A 17,926-nucleotide genomic window follows, 5' to 3' on the forward strand; every position below is an offset into this window, starting at 1 on the left:
GATGCGGGCCGTTTAAAGGCCCGATCATACCCATGCTCGCCACGCCGGGCGCTCGCGGCGTGGCGTCAGCCGGCATGGAGGCCGAACGTCATAGGCCCTGCGGCGGATGGCGCCGGCCCGGAGGCAGGGCCCACACTTTTCGCTGCACAACAGCGGAGTGCGGCGATGAAAGTTCGCGTGCCCATCGGGTCTTTGGTCTTGCTGCGCCGGCTCGGCATCGGAGCGGCCGCGGCCGTGCTCGCGGCCTGCGCGTCCAACCCCCAGGCGCCGGCCGACGAAGACTGCAACTGCGGCTCGTCGGCCCCGGCTTCGGCCAAGGCGGCCGCAGCCGCATCCGCTCCCGCGGCGGCCGGCAAGGCGGCCGCGAGCGCGGCCCCGCCGGCGGAGACCGGCGCGGCGGACCAGCCCCAGCCGTTCGAGACGCGCTACGCCCGCTTCGAACCGGTGGCCTTCGCCGACGTGCCGGGCTGGAAGGACGACCCGCTGCACGAAGGCCTGGCGGCCTTTCGCCAGTCCTGCACCGCGCTGCGCAAGAAGCCGGTCTGGGGCGAGCTCTGCGAGCGCAGCGATGCGCTCGATACGGCGCAGCCGCTGGCCTGGCGCACGTTCTTCGAAAACAACTTCCGCGCCTGGTCGGTTCAGCAGCTCGATCGCACGCCGGACGGGCTCATCACCGGCTACTACGAGCCGCTGCTCAACGGCAGCCGCAACCCGAGCCCGCGATTCGCGTATCCGGTCTACGGCACGCCGTCGGACCTGCTGTTCGTCGAGGCCAAGTCGCTCACGGGCTCCGGGCGCCAGTGGTTTCGCAACGACGATCGCCTGCTGATTCCGGCGGTGCCGGGCGCCAAGGGCGCGCGCGAATATCTGGTGCAGCTCGGCGATACCGAGCCCGGCATTCGCGACAAGAAATACCGCGTGCGGGTCGACGAAAGCGGCACGCCCGCGATCGTGCCGTACTGGTCGAGGCAGGAGATCGAGAAGCGCGAGCTGCGCGCTCCGGTGTTCGCCTGGGTCGACGATCCGTATGCGCTCTACTCCTTGCAGGTGCAGGGCTCGGGCAAGATCAAGCTCACGAGCGGCGAAGTCGTTCGCGTGGGCTACGGCGAGCAGAACGGCTATCCGTTCCTGCCGCGCGGCAAGCCCGAAGACGCGGTGCTCGTCGCGAGCGCGGCGAAGACGCGCGGCCTGCAGATCGCGTCGTCGTCTGTGTCGACGGCCACAGCCGCGCCCGCCGGCGCCTCCGTAACGGCCCAGGACACGGCGCAGAACGCCGAGGTGGCCGACATCATCGCCAAGCTCAAGGGCAAGTCCTCGCCTGCTGCACGGACGGTGAGCGGTGCGCCGGCCGCTTCGGCTCCCCGGCCTGCGAAGCCCGCTGCTTCTGCGACTGCGAGCACCTCGAACAACGCGGGTGTTTCACCCGAAGTGGCGGCGATGATCGCGGCGCTCAAGAAGCCGGGCTCGGCAGCGCCTGCGACGGCCTCGTTCGCGCCTGCTGCTTCATCGATGCCTGCTGCTGCGAATGCAGCGGCCACGGCGACATTTGATGCCGACACGGCGAGCCTGCCGGCGGCTGCCGCGCCGAGACTGAGTCAGCTCACCGATATTCCCGACCCGAGCTACGTGTTCTTCCGGCGCATTCCGGACGGCCCGCAAGGTCCCCTCGGCGCGCTCGGTGTCTCGCTGACGGCGGGCCGTTCGATCGCGGTCGATCCGCGCACGACGCCGCTCGGCTACCCGGTGTTCCTGTCGACGGTGGGTGACGACGGTTCGCAGAAGCAGGGGCGGCTGATGTTCGCGCAGGACACCGGCGGTGCGATTCGCGGGCCGGTGCGTGCGGATTTCTTCTGGGGTTTCGGGCCGCGGGCGGGATCGCAGGCGGCGGCGATGAAGGATGCGGGAAGGATGTGGTTGCTGTTGCCGAAGGATTTGCAGATTGCGGCGGCGGATCCGGTGCGGACGCGTGGGGTGGGGGGCGCGGTGCGGGTGGCGGAGTGTGTGGTGGCGGATGCGGATAATTGTGTTGAGGAGTAGCGTCGTTCCACTCTGGGTGTGTTTGTGATCTGAGAGCTTTTGACCTCGCCGGTCGGGCCTTACTTTCTTTGCTCCTGCAAAGAAAGTAAGCAAAGAAAGCAGGCCCCGAAGTCCGCGCCCGTTCGTCGTTCTCCCCGTGGTTCAATGGATAGAACGGTCGCCTCCTAAGCGACAGATACAGGTTCGATTCCTGTCGGGGGGACCAAGGATGTTGCGTCGAAGCGTCGCCCCGAGCACGTGAGCAGCGCAGGGGACTTTCGCGCAGCGAAAGTGCGTCACCAGGGCCTGCTTTCTTTGCCTACTTTCTTTGCAGGAGCAAAGAAAGTAGGGCCCGACCGGCGAGGTCAAAAGCCCTCAGAGCCGCGCAGGCCCCACCGCGAAGCCAAACAAACAACGCACCACAAGTCATAGACCATCCGTCGGATAGTGACCGACTCCCCGTCTTCCTAGACTCGTCGCACCCCAGAGCGCCGACGACATGCTCGAAGACCTGCTTCCCCATTACGAAAACGAGCTCACGATCCTTCGCAAACTGTCGAAGGATTTCGCGCGCCGTTATCCGAAGATCGCGGGCCGCCTGATGCTCGAAGGCGAGGTCTGCGAAGACCCGCATGTCGAGCGCCTGATCGAATCGTTCGCGTTTCTCGCGGCCCGTATCCATCGCAAGCTCGACGACGAGTTTCCCGAAGTCACCGAAGCATTGCTGTCGGTGCTGTATCCGCATTTCCTGCGGCCGGTGCCGTCGATGTCGATCGCGCAGCTGTCGGCTGCGCCGGGCGCCGGAGTCGGCAGCCGTCAGCAGGTGCCGCGCGGCACGCAGCTGCTGTCACGACCGGTCAACGGCATGCCGGTGAAGTACCGCACCGCTTACGACGTCGACGTCTGGCCCGTGAGCGTGGTCGAGGCGCGTTGCGAGGCGCTCGAACGCTCGGCGTTTTCCGCGCGCTCGACATCCGCGGTGGCGATGCTGCGCATTCGCGTGCAGGCCGATCCGCAGGCGCAGCTCGCGCAACTCGGCATCGAGCGCTTGCGCTTCTACATCGACGGCGAAAGCCCGGTCGTGCATGCGCTCTACGAGCTGCTGCTGAACTCGGTGGAGCGCATCACGCTCGCTGCACCAGACAACGCCAAGATCGCGCCGCTCGAGTTGCCGGCCAGCTGCATCGCGAGCGTCGGCTTCTCGGCCGACGAAGCCCTGCTCGACTACGATCCGCGCTCGTTCGTCGGCTATCAGCTGATTCAGGAATACTTCGTCCTGCCCGAGAAATTCCTGTTCTTCGAAGTCTCCGGGCTCGATTTCTCGCGCTTCAAGAACGCGGTCGACCTGGTCTTCACGATCAAGCCGTTCGGTCGCCCGGAGCGCCTCGCGCGTCTCGAACAAAGCGTGGGCGCGGAAACCTTCCGGCTGCATTGCACGCCGATCGTCAACCTGTTCAAGCAGCAGGCCGAGCCGATCCAGATCACCCAGGAGCGTCACGAATATCCGGTGATTCCGGACGTGCGCCGCCCGCTTGGGCTCGAGGTGTATTCGATCGATTCGGTGCGCAAGTTCTCGCGCAGCCGCGAGCGCGAGGCCATCGTCGAATTCCAGCCGTTCTACTCGGTCAAGCACGGCGTCGAAGGCGAGGACGCGGCGAACCATTACTGGCTGTCGCGACGCGGGCCTTCGCCTCTGCCGAACGACGAAGGCACGCAGGTATCGATCGCGCTCGTCGATCGCGCGATGTCGCCCGCGACGCCGGCCGTGGAGACGCTGTCGCTGTCGCTGACCTGCACCAATCGCGATCTGCCGTCTTCGCTGCCGTTCGGTGGCAACGACAGTGCGCTGCAGATCGAAGAAGGCGGCGCGATCTCCATCGCGCGCCTGCTCAAGAAGCCGACCGCCACCTGGCGCGCACCGATGCGGCTCGCGAACCAGTGGCGGCTGATTTCGCATCTGGCGCTGAATCATCTGTCGATCGTCGACGGCGGCCGCGAGGCCCTGCTCGAGATCCTGAGCCTCTACAACTACGCGGATTCCGCGAGCCTGCGCAAGCAGATCGCCGGTATCGTCGAAGTGCACAGCCAGCCGTCTGTGACGCGCATCGGCCGCGCACCGCGCCAGGCCTTCGTGCGCGGCACCGATATCGAGATCAGCTTCGACGAAGATCAATACGTCGGTTCGGGCATCTACCTGCTCGCGTGCCTGCTCGATCAGTTTTTCGGCCTCTACTGCACGGGCAATTCGTACACGCGCCTGTCGGTGCGCTCGCGCCAGCGCGAAGAGCCGATCACCCAGTTCCCGCCGCGTGCGGGGGCTTTGCATTTGATCTAGTGACGATGACGATCGCACGCGACATCGCGTTTTTCCTCTCTCCCACGTGTGGGAGAGAGTCCCGCGTAGCGGGGAGTGAGGGAGCGCACGTCGGCCAGTGGGCCTCGTTCGAAGTTTGCTCCCTCACCCGGCGCTGTCGCGCCACCCTCACCCGCACGCGGGAGAGGGGACAGCAAGGGTCGCTTGAATGAACCCCGACCAGTTTCAATCCCCGCTGCAACGCCTGCAGGCCGAGCCGCAGCGCTTCGGCTTCTTCCAGGCCGTGCGCCTGCTGTATCGCGCCAGGAATTTCGGCTCGCGATCCGCATCGACCGACGTGGGGCCGTTGCGTTTCTCGGTGCCGCCTTCGCTCGCATTTCCGGCGAGTGAAATCCACGACCTGCAGGCTCCGGAAGCCGAAGAAGACACGCCGACCATGCAGGTCAACTTCTTCGGGCTGACCGGCCCGAGCGGCGTGCTGCCGCGCGCCTATACCGAATGGCTCATCGAGCGTCGCCAGCGCAACGACGCGGTGATGCGCGATTTCCTCGACATCTTCAACACGCGGCTGCTGAGCCTGTTCTGGCGCGCCTGGGCCAAGTACCGGGCCGACATCGGGCTGGAGTTCGGGCACGGCAACGGCATCCTGCGCTACGTGTTCCATCTTGTCGGCATGGGCACGACCAGCCTCAATCCGACTACGCCGAAGCGCATGCAGAACGCGGCGCTCGAAGCGTTGCCGACGCAGGCGCTCGGTTATTACTCGGGTCTCATCTCGCAGCGCCCGCACGGCATGGGTTCGGTTTCGCAGGTGCTCGGCGATTTCATCGGCGCACGTGTCGAAGTCGATGGCTGCTTCGGAACCTGGCAGGCAATTCCGCAGGGCGATCGTGCGCGTCTGGGCCAGGCGTCGTCCGCACTCGGCACGGCCTGCGCGCTCGGCCATCGCTACTGGGATCGCCAGACCACGCTGCGACTGCGCGTCGGTCCACTCAGCGCGCAGGCCTACGACGAACTGCTGCCCGGCGGCAGCAAGCTCGCGCGCGCCACCGAGCTCGCGCGCTTCATGAGCGGCATCGCGGTCGACCTGCATTTCAAGCTGCGGCTTGCCGATGCGCAATGGCAGCCGCTGATGCTCGGCTCGAATCCGCAGCGTCGCGCACGGCTCGGCTGGAACACCTGGCTCGCGGGCGATCGGCGCGGCAAGCCGGCCGACGACTGCGAATTCCATTTCTCCGTGCTCGATTCGGTGCACGGCAGTGCAAGCAACTCTCCAGCGACCGCAACGAGGACCGCATCATGACCGTCAACATCCGCTCGCTCGTCGGCCGGCTCAACGCCGCGACGCGCACCGCCATGGAAGGTGCCGCCGGGCTTTGCCTCTCGCGCGGACACTACGATGTCGAGATCGAGCACCTGCTGCTCAAGCTCGTCGAGACCGAAAACTCCGACCTGCGCCGCATCCTGCGCCAGTTCGACGTGGAGCCCTCCGTGTTCGAACGCGAACTCGGCAGGGCGCTCGACGGCTTCAAGTCCGGCAACACGCGCACGCCGGCGCTGTCACCGCAGATTCCGCAGTTGTTCGAACGCGCCTGGATCTACGCGAGCGTGGAGTTCGGCGAATCGCGCGTGCGCAGCGGGCATCTGCTCGTGGCCCTGCTGGCCGACGAAGAGCTGCGCCGGCTCGTGAGCGGCTTCAAGTCGCTGAGCGCCGTCAACGTCGAAACCCTGCGCAAGAATTTCCACGCCATCGTCGAGGCCAGCAGCGAATCGCGCGACGCGCGGCCGATGTCGGATGCGGCTTCGACGCCGAGCGCGAGCGGCGCCGATACGGCTTCGCCCGGCAAGCCCAGCGCGACGCCGAACCTCGATCAGTACTGCACCAATCTCACGCAGCGTGCGCGCGAGGGCAAGCTCGATCCGGTACTCGGCCGCGACAGTGAAATCCGCCTGATGGTCGACGTGCTCACGCGTCGCCGGCAGAACAATCCGATCCTCACGGGCGAAGCCGGCGTCGGCAAGACCGCCGTCGTCGAAGGCCTGGCAGCGCGCATCGTCGCCGACGACGTGCCGCCCGTGCTCAAGGGCGTCGAGCTGCTGTCGCTCGACCTCGGCCTGCTGCAGGCCGGCGCGAGCGTGAAAGGCGAGTTCGAGAATCGCCTGCGCGGCGTGATCGACGAAGTGAAGAAGAGCGTCAAGCCCATCATCATGTTCATCGACGAGGCGCACACGCTGATCGGCGCGGGCGGCGCGGCCGGGCAGAACGATGCGGCGAACCTGCTCAAGCCGGCGCTCGCGCGCGGCGAAATGCGCACGATCGCGGCGACCACGTGGAGCGAATACAAGAAGTATTTCGAGAAAGACCCGGCGCTCACGCGACGCTTCCAGGTCGTCAAGGTCGAAGAGCCCGACGATGCGCGCGCCATCATCATGTTGCGCGGCGTCGTCAAGGCGATGGCCAAGCATCACAAGGTGCGCATCCTCGACGAGGCCGTGGTCGATGCGGTGAAGCTGTCATCGCGCTACATCACGGGCCGCCAGCTGCCCGACAAGGCCGTCAGCGTGCTCGATACCGCCTGCGCCAAGATCGCGATCGGCCAGAACGCGACGCCGGCCGAACTCGAAGACTCGCGTCGCCGTCGCGATGCGCTCGCGGCAGAGCGCGAATCGCTCGCGCGTGAAGCCGGAGCCGGTGCCGATCATGCCAAGCGTCTCGGCGAAATCGACGCGGAAAGCGCGCAGGTGAACGAGCACATCGCCACACTCGAAGCGCGCTGGAACCAGGAGAAGGAACTCGTCAACGCCGCGATCCAGCAGCTCGATGCGCTCGATGCCTTGGCTGCCGATGCGCCGGAACGCAAGGCCGCGGCCGAGGCGCTCAACGCGACGCGTGCCCGGATCAAGCAGCTGCAAGGCCAGGAGCCGATGGTGCAGGCGCTCGTCGATGGCGCGACGGTAGCGCAGGTGATTTCGGGCTGCCGGCCCGAGTACAGGCGCGCCGTTTTCGGGCTGCCCCTCTCCCGGTCCTACGGACCACCCTCTCCCGCAAGCGGGAGAGGGGACAAGCGGACGCTTGCGAGAAACCCTGATGCCCTACACCCAAGACCAACGCCTGTTCGAGTTCACCACGCCGCTCGCGGACAACGATCTCGTCATCCGCGAATTTCGCGGCGTGGAGCGCGTGTCGGGCGTGTTCAAGTTCGAGCTCGGCCTGGTGTCGCACGACGATGCGATCGAGGCCGACAAGCTCATCAGCCAGCGCGTGACCCTGCGCATCGAAACCGCGGATGGCGACCGGCACTGGACCGGCTTCATCTCGCGCTTCGAGCGGCTCGGCGAGATGAAGGTCGAGGGCGAGGATGACATCTACACCGAGTACGCCTGCGAGATCGTGCCGCTGCTGGCCTTCCTCGCACGCGACGAAGGCTCGCGCATCTTCCAGAACAAGACGGTTCGCGACATCGTCGAGGAGCTGTTGCAGCTGTTCCAGATCAGCGACTACGAATTCCATCTGTCGGGAAGCTACGAGCCGATCGAGTACTGCGTGCAGTACCACGAGACCACGCTCGATTTCATCGAGCGCATCCTCGAACGCGCGGGCATCTATTACTTCTTCCAGCACGAGGCCGAACGCGAGCTGCTGGTCTTCACCGACAACCGCGACAACATTCCGGAGCTCGAACAGGATCGCATCGAATTTCACGAGGAAGGCCTCGCAGAAGCCGACGTGATCAGTCGCATCAAGCGGCGTCAGGCCTTGCGCTCGGGTCGCGTGATCATGCGCGACTACAATTTCGAGAAGCCGCGCAGCCCGGTCGAAGTGTCGGTCGATACGCTGATCCGCAGCGGAGATAACGCGAACTACGAGCGCTATCTGTATCCGGGCGGCTTTTCCGACAACGAGCAGGGCGAGGAAGTGGCGCGCCTGCTTATGGAGAGCGAGGAAGCCGAGCACGAAATTCTCGACGGCGAAGGCAATGTGCGCCTGCTCACACCGGGCTACTCGTTCGAGCTCGAAGGCCATCCGGACGATGCGCTCAACGAAGCCATGCTGGTGCTCGAAGTGCAACACGAAGGACGCAACAACCTCGGTCGGGGCGGCGGCGAATCGTTCTATCGCAACCGCTTTTCGGTGATGCCGAGCCGCGTGCAGTATCGACCGGTGCCCAAGCGAAGGCGCGCGCGTGTCGAAGGTCCGCACACGGCCATCGTCGTCGGCCCGCCGAACGAGGAAATCTTCACCGACAAGTACGGCCGCGTGAAGGTGAAATTCCACTGGGACAGAGCGGCCGGGGCGGACGACAAGAGCTCGTGCTGGCTGCGCGTGGCGCAGATGTGGGCGGGGCGGCAGTACGGTGCCTTCTTCCTGCCGCGCGTGGGCATGGAAGTGATCGTGCAGTTTCTGGAGGGCGATCCGGATCGCCCGCTCGTCACGGGCTGTCTCTACAACGGCGACAACATGCCGCCGTACGAGCTGCCGGCCGAGGCCACCAAGTCGACGATCAAGACCAACTCCAGCAAGGGTGGCGGTGGCTTCAACGAGCTGCGCTTCGAGGACAAGAAGGGCGATGAGCAGCTGTTCATCAACGCGCAGAAGGACCTGGATCTGCGCGTCGGCAACGACCGCCGCGACTGGACCGAGAAGAATCACAACCTCGTGGTCAAGGGCGAGCGAGCCGACGAAACCGGCGGCAACCACAACGCCTTCGTGAAGGGCAATCACATCGCCGAATCCGGTGGCGATCACCATCTGACCGTCGGCGGCCTGCAGGCGATCAAGATCGGTGGATCGCAGTCGCTCAAGGTGGGCGGCGACATCGCCGAATCCTGCGTCAACCACAGCGAGGCCGCCTCGGGAAACTGGTACGTCAACGCAGGCGCCAACGTGGTCATCGAAGCCGGCGCCGGCATCACGCTCAAGGTCGGCGGCAGCTTCATCAACATCCAGGCCGGCGGCGTCTACGTGAGCGGGCCGATGGTGTACATCAACAGTGGCGGCGGGCCGGGTTCCGGCAGTGCGGGATCGCTGGTCTCGCCGAACGCGGCGGCCGCGGCCGCGGCCGCGCTCACGGCCAAGCCCGGCGCGGAGATGGCGATGTCGCCGCTCGAAGCCGAGCGCGGCAAGGCGCCACCCAACGATGCCCATGCGCACGATCCGAATTCCGACGAGAACAAGGACAAGACGCACAGCATCGAAGTGCTGCTCGTCGACGAGGCCGGCAAGCCGGTGCCCGGTGCGGCGGTGAAGATCACGCTGCCCGATGGCGAAACCGTGGCATCGGGCAGCACCAACGAAAAGGGCCTCTACAAGGTCAGCAACATCGATCCGGGCAACTGCGAAATCCATTTCCCCGATTACGACGACGACGCCTGGGAGGAAGCCTGATGAGCGGAGACGGACAGCCAGAAGGAAAAACCTACACCGTCGGTCGTGGCGACAGCATCACCAGCATCGCCAAGCAGCACGGCTATCTGTGGAGCACGATCTGGAACCACGGCAACAACGCCGAGCTCAAGAGCAAGCGGGCGAACCCCAACCAGCTCGTCGAAGGCGACGAGCTGTTCCTGCCGCCCAAGGGCAGCAAGGGTGTCAGCAAGCCGGTCGATGCGACGCACAAGTTCAAGATCAAGGGCGAGCCCGCGCGGCTCAAGCTCAAGCTCGAAAGCCTCGGCGAGGTGCGCAAGAACGAAGACTACACGCTCGCTTTCGGCGACATCATCGTGCATGGCAAGACCGACGATCTCGGTCGCATCGACGAGATCATCCAGGGTGATGTGAAGGTCGCCAAGCTCATGCTCAACAATGCGACCGAGACCTACAACATCGATGTCGGCGGGCTCGATCCGATCTCCGAAATCACCGGCGTGCAGCATCGGCTGAGCAATCTCGGATACGAATGCAAGGGCGATCGCGGTGAAGTGGGCGATGCGACGCGCAAGGCGCTGCTCGCGTTCCAGCGCAAGGAAGGGCTCGATGAAAGCGGCGAGATCGACGATGCGACGCGCGCCAGGCTCGATGAACGTCATGGCTGAGACGCGCGCATCACAGCGGGAGAACGGCGATGCTCGGTGAAGCCGGCAACGCGGTAAAAGGCGTCACCGACAAGGTGACCGGCGGGCCGCTCGGCAAGGCCATCGATGCGATCACCGGCAGCCTCACGGGCAGCTCCGGGCCGCCGGCGCCCGAAGGCACCGCGCGTTTCATGGAAGGCGGCGCGATCGACCAGGATGCGCAGGCCAGCGATGTGCAGGCCTCGCCGGGCGACACGCAGAACACCATCGGCAGTCCCGGCACGATCCAGTTCCTGCATCTGGCTTACGAGCACAAGGATGCGGCGACCCGGTTCTCCGGCGGTGTGACGAGCCGCGGCGTGGCGATGCGCGATGCGCTCGTGCGCGAGACCGTGCTGCTGTATTCGTTCGCACAGGGCGGCAGGAAGGTATTGCAGAAGAACAAGGACAGCAAGAGTGCGGCCGGTGCGATGCTGGCGACCGCGGGCTCCCTGCTCGGCGGCGCCAAGCAGGCGCCGCCGGGGCCCGAAGCCTTCGACTCCGTGCTCGACCTGATCCGCAAGGCGGCCGACCCGATCAACCAGGCGAGCTTCGATTACGAGGCGATTCACAAGGCCGGAATCGAGCTGGCCAAGGCCGCCGATTCGCATAACGAACTGTGCAAGAGCGCCACGTCTCCCGAAGGCGCCGGAGGCGGCGGACTGCCGTCGATTCCGGGGCTCGACTCGGTGCTCGGCGGCGCCGGCGTGCCGAAGATCGTCGGCCTGATTCCGAAGTGGCTGTTCAAGCTGCAGGACGTCTATCTGGCCATGTATCGCGAGTCGCGCATCGCCTACGAATGGCCGCTCATGAAGCTTAGCCACGACTACTCGCTCGACGCGATCCGCGGCAGCTGGTTGCCGAGCTACGACGTCTGGCGCCAGCGCAACCGCGAGGCGACCGAAGCGGCGCAGAACGCGGATGATCCGAGCGTCGCCGAAAAGCTGTTGCAAACCGGCAAGGACACGCTCGACCAGGACGTCGTCACGCTCGGCTCGACGGGCTACGGCGCGACCGACACCGGCCCCGGCAAGGCTGCGCACAAGGCGCTCGGCGACGCGCAGAACGCGATCAAGGACATTCGCACGAGCGGCGAAGACAAGGCGCAGATGCTCGCGGGCCTCATGAGCACCGCCGAAGACGTGCAGGCCAGGATGCCGCCCGAAGCGGTGGCGGCACTCGCCAAGGCGTTCGCGCTGTTCGGTGGCGATGCGGCGAAAGGCGTCAAGCCCCTCGGCGACATGATGTCCGATGCGATCGGCAAGGCCCTGTTCGATGGTGCATTGCCAGGCTTCATGAAGGTCTACGTCGGCAAGCTTAGCGAAGCTACCATCGCGGTGCTCGACAAGGTGTATCGCTACACGCACGCCTACGGCACGCCGGACCCGTCGCTCGTGCTCGCCGCGACGCACGATGCGCTCGCGAGCCGCATCGTCGGCCTGATCTTCAGTTTGATTCTCGGCCGCGATCCGCAGGCCGTCGATGCGGGCGATCAGCAGAAGTCGGCGAAATCGGCCGTCAACGACGCCAGCAAACTCGACTTCGGCTCGGCGCTCGACAACGCCAAGAGCGTCGTCCCGAGCCTGGACCAGGCGGCCGACAAGGCGGCCGACCTGGTCATGCAGTTCCTCAAGAGCCAGGGGCATCATCTCGACGGCATCATCATCTTCGTCGCCAAGGATCTCAGTGACGAGCTCGTCGCGGCCTGGATGGATGCGAACCTGCGCAATGCCTCGACGATGGAAACCTATCTGGGCCGCCTGCCGATGCTCGCCGCGACGGTGATGCGCAACCTGCTGTTCCCGGTGTTCAACCTCGTCATGGACGCCTTCGGCATGGGCGACAAGTTCGCCGGCATGGCCTGGAACCCGGTCAAGGACGGCATCGGCCGCGTCACCTCGGTTGCGCAGACCGTGCAGCAGACCAAGAACGACGTGCGCGACACCGGCAACGAAATGGCGGCGGCGGGCCAGCGCGTCGACGATGCGATCGACGCCAAGCAGACCGACATCCAGAACAAGGCCGCGGACCTCGGCAATATGGATTCGACGGTCAGCAGCCTCAGTGATGCCGAGCAGCTCGGGCGCGAAAAGAGTGGGCAGGCGACCGACCTCGGCAACGCCATCGGCAGCACGCCGAACGATCTGATCGATGCGGCCAAGGGCGAAGACGACGCTGCCGATGCAGCGGCCCCGGAAGCGCCGAAAGGCAGCGGCGTGCTGTCGGCTTCGCGCGAAGACAAGGGGCAGGCGCAGGCCGTGACGTACACGCAGATCAGGACGGCGGGATTCGAGACGGCGTTGGCGGAGGATGTGATCTTGGCGGAGCGCACGGGGCCGGCGAAGGCGCCGGCGGGGGCGGGTGCGCCGGCGATGCCGTCGTTGTCGGATTTGGGGTCGATGTTTTGAGTTGGGGCTTCGCTCGGGGTTTGTTGTGTTCTGAGGGTTTTGGCCTTCCCGGCCGGGGGGAGAGGTGGCAGAGTGGTCGAATGTACCTGACTCGAAATCAGGCGTACGTGCAAACGTACCGTGGGTTCGAATCCCACCCTCTCCGCCAACACCGTTTGGATTGGACACTCTACCGAAGAGCGTTCCCTCACCCGGCGCTGACGCGCCACCCTCTCCCGCACGCGGGAGAGGGGACAGCAAGGAGCCGCTGGGCTTTGCTTTTACCGGGTTCCCTTGTGACGCACCGAGCAGCGGAGCGCGCGCAGGGGTCGGCGGGCATGGATGCCCGCCGCGCTTCGTCGCGACAGGATGTTGCGTCGAAGCGTTGCCCCGAGCACGTGAGCAGCGCAGGGGACTTTCGCGCAGCGAAAGTGCGTCACCAGGGTGTGCTTTCTCTTGGTTACGGATCGATGCACAAGCAAAGAGAAGTAAGGCCCGACCGGCGAGGTCAAAAGCCCTCAGCTCACAGCTGAAGCTTAGAACTCAGCGCTTCAAGCAAGCGCACCCGCAACGCAAAAAACACAAAGCCTAGGGAATCTGATGCGTCGCCTGCCCCGCCTCCATCACCGAAACCACCCCCGCCCACATGCACATGCAAACCGACGTGTTGTTGAGCGCCGGGTTATGCCCGACCAGCACCGTCATCGATCCCGGCATCCACGGCGAAGTCGTCATCGGGATGCAAGGCTGCGGTGTCAGCACGCCGAGCGCGGCCGCAGTCGCTGCGGCGACCTGTGGATTGGTTGGCGTGGTGCACATGCCGAACGGCATGACGTTGAGCATCGGCTTGTGATCCATGATCGTTGCCGCCGGCTGATTCGACGACAAGGTCATGGCCAGGGGCAGCACCGTCAGGCTGCTCGGAGCGGTGCCGAAACTGCATTGCAGCTTGGCGCCGTTGACGACTTGCATGGGCATGACGGTCCTCCGCTTTTGAGTCCCGAAAAGGGCCGGATCAGGAGCCCGCGATGATCTCGACGCGGCGGTTCTCGGCGGAGGCCGGGTTGTCCTTGTTCGCGAGTTCGGAAAAGCCCTTGCCGACGGTCTTGAGACGCTCCGGCGCGACGCCGTTGCTGACCAGATAGGCCTTCACGGAAGCGGCGCGGCGCTGCGACAGGCCGAGGTTGTATTCGGCGGTGCCGCGGCCATCGGTGTGGCCGACGATCGTGAAGCGCTGGCTCGAAAGATCGCTCGAGGCCAGTGCGGCCGCGAGATTGTTCATGGTTTTCTTCGACTGCCCCGAGATCTGGTCGGAAGCGTAGTCGAACTGGATCTGCATCGAGATCGACGGCGGCGCCGACGGTTCGGCGACGGCCGCGCTGGTGGCTTCGGCGGCAGCGCCCGGACGCAGCGATCGCGTGCGCACGCCCTCGATCGCATCGTCGTCCTTGAGGCCGTTGACGATGTCCTGCACCGACGGCGAAGACTTGCCGAAATCGGTCTGCGCATGCGCGGGAACCAGCACCACGGTGCAGGCCAGCAAGGCGGCGAGAGTGCGATGAGTGTTGATCTCGAACATGACAGCTCCTGTTGCAACCGATGATGGATCCGAAGAGAACGTGATGTGAGGCGCACGCGGCGCTGATCGTGGCGCTCAGTGTGCGAGCGGGCCTTGCGGTTTTCGATATGCAGGACGATATAGGCCAGCTGCGCAGGGCTTTTGCGGCCCGACTACGCCCTATTGCTTATCGCGCCGGACCGCGGAGTCTTCTAGCGTGTGCGCATGCCATATCAACGTCGATTCGTGCTGGCCGCCCTGCGTTCGTGCGCCGCCGTGCTGTTCTGGATTTCGCTGTCGCCTCGCGCGGATGCAGGCGACCTCGGCGAACTGACTTTCGTTCGCGACGCCGGCGTCACGGCGAGCGACGAGTTCGTCGAAGCGCTCGGCCGTCGCCTGGGCGCCGACGGAAAATTGCGGTCGGTGCTGGCCTCGGATTACTCGCCCACAGGTGCAGGTGTCGAGCTCGCACGGGCCGATGACGACGATGCCGCCTTCGAGCTTCCGCCGCGTACCCGCAGCCTCGGCAGTGGCACGCTGCCGAATCCCGTGCTCGACGAGACGCAGGCCTTGAAGCAACGTTCCGGCAAGCGACCCATCATCGTTGCGGTCGGCGCCGAGGCGCTGCATGCGGTCATGCGATCCCCGCAGAAAAAAACGGTGGTCGCGGTACTCGTGAACACGGCGGACGTGGAATCGGTTCGCACCGCCGACACCGAGCTCTATGCGATCGTGACCGACCAGCCCATGCAGCGGCAGCTGCAGCTCATCGAGCTCGCGATTCCGAAGCCGCATCGCATCGGCCTGGTCTATCCGCCCGATGCGGAGGCTCAGTATTCGGCGGTCAGCGCGGCCGCCAGGCAGCTTGGCCTGACGGTCGTCGCCAAGCGTAGCGATACCGCGGCCGATCTTTCGGGCGCGCTCGCGAGCGTGCTCGCGGCAAGCGACGTGCTGCTGCTGCTGTCCGATCCGATCTCCCTCGCTCCGGGTGTCGCACAGAGCGTGCTGCGCTCGGCCGCCGCGGCGCGCAAGCCGGTGGTGTCCTCGACCGAGGCGCTGGTGCGCGCCGGTGCCGTGCTCGGTGTCTACACCACGCGCGAGCAGTTCGTCGAAGAGGCGGCCGATTCGATTACGCTGCTGCAGCGTGGCGGCAAGCCCCCTGCCATCGCGATGCCGCGCCGCTTCAGCGTCGGCGTCAACTCCACCGTCGCGCAGGCGCTCGCGTTGCCGGTTTCCGATCAGGACGCGCTCCAACGCCGGTTGTCCGCAGCGCCATGAGATTCTCGCTCAGCTCGCTAGACCTGCAGCGGCGCGTCATGTTGCTCGCGGTGATGCCTTGCGTCGTCGCCACCATGCTGCTGACCTCGTATTTCACGATCGACAAGATCCGCACGCTCGAAGACGGCTTCACCGCCAATGGCGGGGCGACCGCGAAACGCCTGGCGTCGTACAGCGATCTGAGCCTGTATGCGGGTGATATCGGCGCCCTGCGCCGCGTCAGCCAGGATGCGATCCGCGAGCCCGGCGTGCAGAGCGTGCAGATCAGCAATGGCGCGGGCCTGCTCGTCACCGCGCATCGCAATGGCCCGGTGCCCGCACAGACGCGCGGTTTCTCGGCGGCCGTGCGGATACGCCCGACCGGCTCGTTCGACGACTGGTCCGTCGACGATGACGACGGCGGGGCCGGCGCGGTCGGCAACGTGCGTGTGGTGATCGATTCGAGTGGGCTTTACCGGCAGGAACTGCGATCCGCGATCACCGGCCTGCTGATCGGCCTGGCCACCTTGATTGCCGCGATGTGGGGCGCGACGCTGCTCGCGCGCGGCATCGCCGCTCCGCTCAGGCAGCTCGGCGTGACCGTCGCCGCGATCCGTGCGGGGGATTTGAACGCCCGCAGCCGGCTCGACAGCGACGACGAACTCGGCCGGCTTTCGGCCGGCATCGACGACATGGCCGCAGCCCTGGCCGGACACCACAGCGAACTCGAGGCGCGGGTTCGCGAGGCGCAGCTGCAGGCTCAACAGCGGCTGAGCCAGGCCGAGCAGGCCAATGCGGCGAAGGCCCGCTTCCTCGCGGCGGCGAGCCATGACCTGCGCCAGCCCTTGCACGCCGTCGGCCTGTTCGTAGGCAAGCTGCGCGAGACCGCAGGCCGCGATCAGCTCGCCCTCGTCGAACGCATCGACGAGGGCCTCAGCGGTATGTCCGGCCTGCTGACGGCTTTGCTCGATATTTCGCGGCTCGATGCGGGCGTGGTCGAGCCGCAGCGCAGCGTGGTCTCGATCGGCAAGCTGTTCGACGACGCCGAGGCCACGCTGAGCTCGCTCGCGATCGAGCGCGAAACACGCCTGCTGTTCCGCCGTCGCGATCTGCACGTCGACGTCGACCCGGCCTTGTCTGCACGCATCCTGAGCAACTTCGTCGAGAACGCCCTGCGTTACGCGGCCGGCGGCGCGGTGCTGGTATCGGCGCAACGCCATGGCGACAAGGTGCGCGTGCAGGTGCGCGACAACGGCATCGGCATCGCCTCGATGTATCACGAGCGTGTATTCGAAGAGTTCTTCCAGCTCGACAATCCGGAGCGCGATCGTCGCAAGGGCCTGGGCCTTGGGCTCGCGATCTGCGCGCGCGCGGCGCGGCTGCTCGATATTCGCATCGGGCTCGAATCCGCGGTCGGCAAGGGCAGCTGCTTCTACTTCGATCTGCCGGCGGCCGAACGTCCGGCGCCGGTTGTGGCGGCAGCGCCCGCCATGCCGACGGCCAGGGCGCAGGGCAGGGCGCTGGTCGTCGACGACGATCGTGCGATTCGCGACGGCACCATCGGCCTGATCGAGCAATGGGGGCTGACGACCGTGGCAGCCAGCACGGTCGACGAGGCTGTCGAAGCACTGGTCTCGCAGGGCTCCGAGTTCGATTACCTGCTCTGCGATCTGCAGCTCAGCGAGGTCGACGATGGCTGGCGCGTGATCGAGGCGGCCCGACGCATCGATGCCCGAACGCGGCTGCTGCTGGTTTCCGGCGACACCTCCGCCGCCACGCTGCGCCGCGCCCGCGAGAACGGCGTGGTGCTGCTGACCAAGCCGGTCACTCCGGCCAAGCTGCGCGCCGCGCTCGGGCCCGTCGGCATCTCCCCGTCCGGCGGAACGCTGGCGGCCTGAGGGAGAGCCGGAAGGGATTCGCGAACAGCGGCATTCGCCACGCGCGCGTCCTGCACGCCTGCATTCGTCTCACCGGGTGCTCCGCTCGGAGGCGCCGGGCAGGGATCCGACACCCGTCATGACCGGTCGCCGGGCGAGCCCCTCGGTGCCAGGCACAGGTGCTCGAGCTGGACGCCCCGGAACGCGGTGACGGCCCCCACCGGCCCTGCGCGTGGCCGTCCCCCGGCGCAGCGTGCACGTTCGATCGCGCGCCGCGTGCCCGAGGCGCTCCGATGGGCGCCTGGCTCCGACGGGCCTTGACGGCTGGAGCTGGGCTGCGGATCCATTGCGCTTGTCGCGGGTTGGGCAGCGGATGACATCAGGAGCACGGATCCGTGGATCGTCGACGGCTCGTCGTCGATCAAGGCCACGATATCGTGCAGGTCGATTGGGAGATGACCGAGCG

10 protein-coding genes, 2 tRNA genes and 1 pseudogene are annotated in these 17,926 nt (G+C 66.2%); 11 read left to right on the plus strand and 2 right to left on the minus strand.

From position 1 onward, the window contains the following. Nucleotides 1–165 precede the first annotated feature (165 nt). The 9 genes and pseudogenes from mltA (at nucleotide 166) to WQQ_RS13980 (ending at nucleotide 12,937) form a co-directional block, all read left to right on the plus strand. Nucleotides 166–2,037, plus strand: a complete 1,872-nt coding sequence (mltA, locus tag WQQ_RS13940) for a murein transglycosylase A (protein ID WP_007185855.1) — start codon at nucleotides 166–168, stop codon at nucleotides 2,035–2,037. Between the two features lie 130 nt (nucleotides 2,038–2,167). Then, nucleotides 2,168–2,242, plus strand: a tRNA-Arg gene (locus WQQ_RS13945). A 273-nt stretch (nucleotides 2,243–2,515) separates the two neighbouring features. After that, nucleotides 2,516–4,351 carry a type VI secretion system baseplate subunit TssF gene (tssF, locus tag WQQ_RS13950; RefSeq protein WP_007185856.1) on the plus strand — a complete coding sequence of 612 codons (1,836 nt, stop codon included), beginning with the start codon at nucleotides 2,516–2,518 and terminating at the stop codon, nucleotides 4,349–4,351. 187 nt (nucleotides 4,352–4,538) lie between these two features. Further along, nucleotides 4,539–5,633 carry a type VI secretion system baseplate subunit TssG gene (gene tssG, locus WQQ_RS13955; RefSeq protein ID WP_007185858.1) on the plus strand — a complete coding sequence of 365 codons (1,095 nt, stop codon included), beginning with the start codon at nucleotides 4,539–4,541 and terminating at the stop codon, nucleotides 5,631–5,633. Next, a pseudogene (locus WQQ_RS24925) lies at nucleotides 5,630–7,306 on the plus strand (Clp protease N-terminal domain-containing protein); the annotation flags it as partial. The gene tssG and the pseudogene WQQ_RS24925, both read left to right, overlap by 4 nt. A 112-nt stretch (nucleotides 7,307–7,418) precedes the next feature. Next, nucleotides 7,419–9,716 (plus strand): type VI secretion system tip protein TssI/VgrG, encoded by a 2,298-nt coding sequence (gene tssI, locus WQQ_RS24930; protein ID WP_083844560.1) that lies wholly within the window; start codon nucleotides 7,419–7,421, stop codon nucleotides 9,714–9,716. Then, nucleotides 9,716–10,363, plus strand: a complete 648-nt coding sequence (locus WQQ_RS13970; RefSeq protein ID WP_007185861.1) for a PGRP and LysM peptidoglycan-binding domain-containing protein — start codon at nucleotides 9,716–9,718, stop codon at nucleotides 10,361–10,363. Before tssI ends, WQQ_RS13970 begins: the two co-directional genes overlap by 1 nt. A 29-nt stretch (nucleotides 10,364–10,392) precedes the next feature. Next, on the plus strand, nucleotides 10,393–12,789 hold the full coding sequence (locus tag WQQ_RS13975; protein ID WP_007185862.1) for a hypothetical protein: 2,397 nt from the start codon (nucleotides 10,393–10,395) through the stop codon (nucleotides 12,787–12,789). A 58-nt stretch (nucleotides 12,790–12,847) separates the two neighbouring features. Continuing rightward, a tRNA-Ser gene (locus tag WQQ_RS13980) sits at nucleotides 12,848–12,937 on the plus strand. 419 nt (nucleotides 12,938–13,356) lie between these two features. On the opposite strand, the gene WQQ_RS13985 is transcribed toward WQQ_RS13980, so the two are convergent. Beyond that, a complete protein-coding gene (locus tag WQQ_RS13985; protein ID WP_007185863.1) occupies nucleotides 13,357–13,746 on the minus strand; it encodes a DUF4280 domain-containing protein in 390 nt (129 codons plus the stop codon). Between the two features lie 37 nt (nucleotides 13,747–13,783). Further along, on the minus strand, nucleotides 13,784–14,347 hold the full coding sequence (locus WQQ_RS23095) for an OmpA family protein (protein ID WP_007185864.1): 564 nt from the start codon (nucleotides 14,345–14,347) through the stop codon (nucleotides 13,784–13,786). A gap of 204 nt (nucleotides 14,348–14,551) precedes the next feature. Between WQQ_RS23095 and WQQ_RS13995 the strand changes: the two genes are divergently transcribed. Together WQQ_RS13995 and WQQ_RS14000 are read left to right on the plus strand one after the other, a co-directional pair. Further along, nucleotides 14,552–15,604, plus strand: a complete 1,053-nt coding sequence (locus WQQ_RS13995; protein ID WP_040454162.1) for an ABC transporter substrate-binding protein — start codon at nucleotides 14,552–14,554, stop codon at nucleotides 15,602–15,604. Continuing rightward, a complete protein-coding gene (locus WQQ_RS14000; RefSeq protein WP_083844561.1) occupies nucleotides 15,601–17,481 on the plus strand; it encodes an ATP-binding response regulator in 1,881 nt (626 codons plus the stop codon). The genes WQQ_RS13995 and WQQ_RS14000 overlap by 4 nt, the downstream gene beginning before the upstream one ends. The last annotated feature ends 445 nt before the right edge of the window (nucleotides 17,482–17,926 follow it).

The sequence above is a fragment of the Hydrocarboniphaga effusa AP103 genome (assembly GCF_000271305.1).
GTDB classification, from domain to species: domain Bacteria; phylum Pseudomonadota; class Gammaproteobacteria; order Nevskiales; family Nevskiaceae; genus Hydrocarboniphaga; species Hydrocarboniphaga effusa.

Bases quoted from the DNA above. Each gene is read 5' to 3' on its own strand.
- mltA (WP_007185855.1), top strand. From the start codon at position 166: ATGAAAGTTCGCGTGCCCATCGGGTCTTTGGTCTTGCTGCGCCGGCTC.
- tssF (WP_007185856.1), top strand. From the start codon at position 2,516: ATGCTCGAAGACCTGCTTCCCCATTACGAAAACGAGCTCACGATCCTT.
- tssG (WP_007185858.1), top strand. From the start codon at position 4,539: ATGAACCCCGACCAGTTTCAATCCCCGCTGCAACGCCTGCAGGCCGAG.
- tssI (WP_083844560.1), top strand. From the start codon at position 7,419: ATGCCCTACACCCAAGACCAACGCCTGTTCGAGTTCACCACGCCGCTC.
- WQQ_RS13970 (WP_007185861.1), top strand. From the start codon at position 9,716: ATGAGCGGAGACGGACAGCCAGAAGGAAAAACCTACACCGTCGGTCGT.
- WQQ_RS13975 (WP_007185862.1), top strand. From the start codon at position 10,393: ATGCTCGGTGAAGCCGGCAACGCGGTAAAAGGCGTCACCGACAAGGTG.
- WQQ_RS13985 (WP_007185863.1), bottom strand. From the start codon at position 13,746: ATGCCCATGCAAGTCGTCAACGGCGCCAAGCTGCAATGCAGTTTCGGC.
- WQQ_RS23095 (WP_007185864.1), bottom strand. From the start codon at position 14,347: ATGTTCGAGATCAACACTCATCGCACTCTCGCCGCCTTGCTGGCCTGC.
- WQQ_RS13995 (WP_040454162.1), top strand. From the start codon at position 14,552: ATGCCATATCAACGTCGATTCGTGCTGGCCGCCCTGCGTTCGTGCGCC.
- WQQ_RS14000 (WP_083844561.1), top strand. From the start codon at position 15,601: ATGAGATTCTCGCTCAGCTCGCTAGACCTGCAGCGGCGCGTCATGTTG.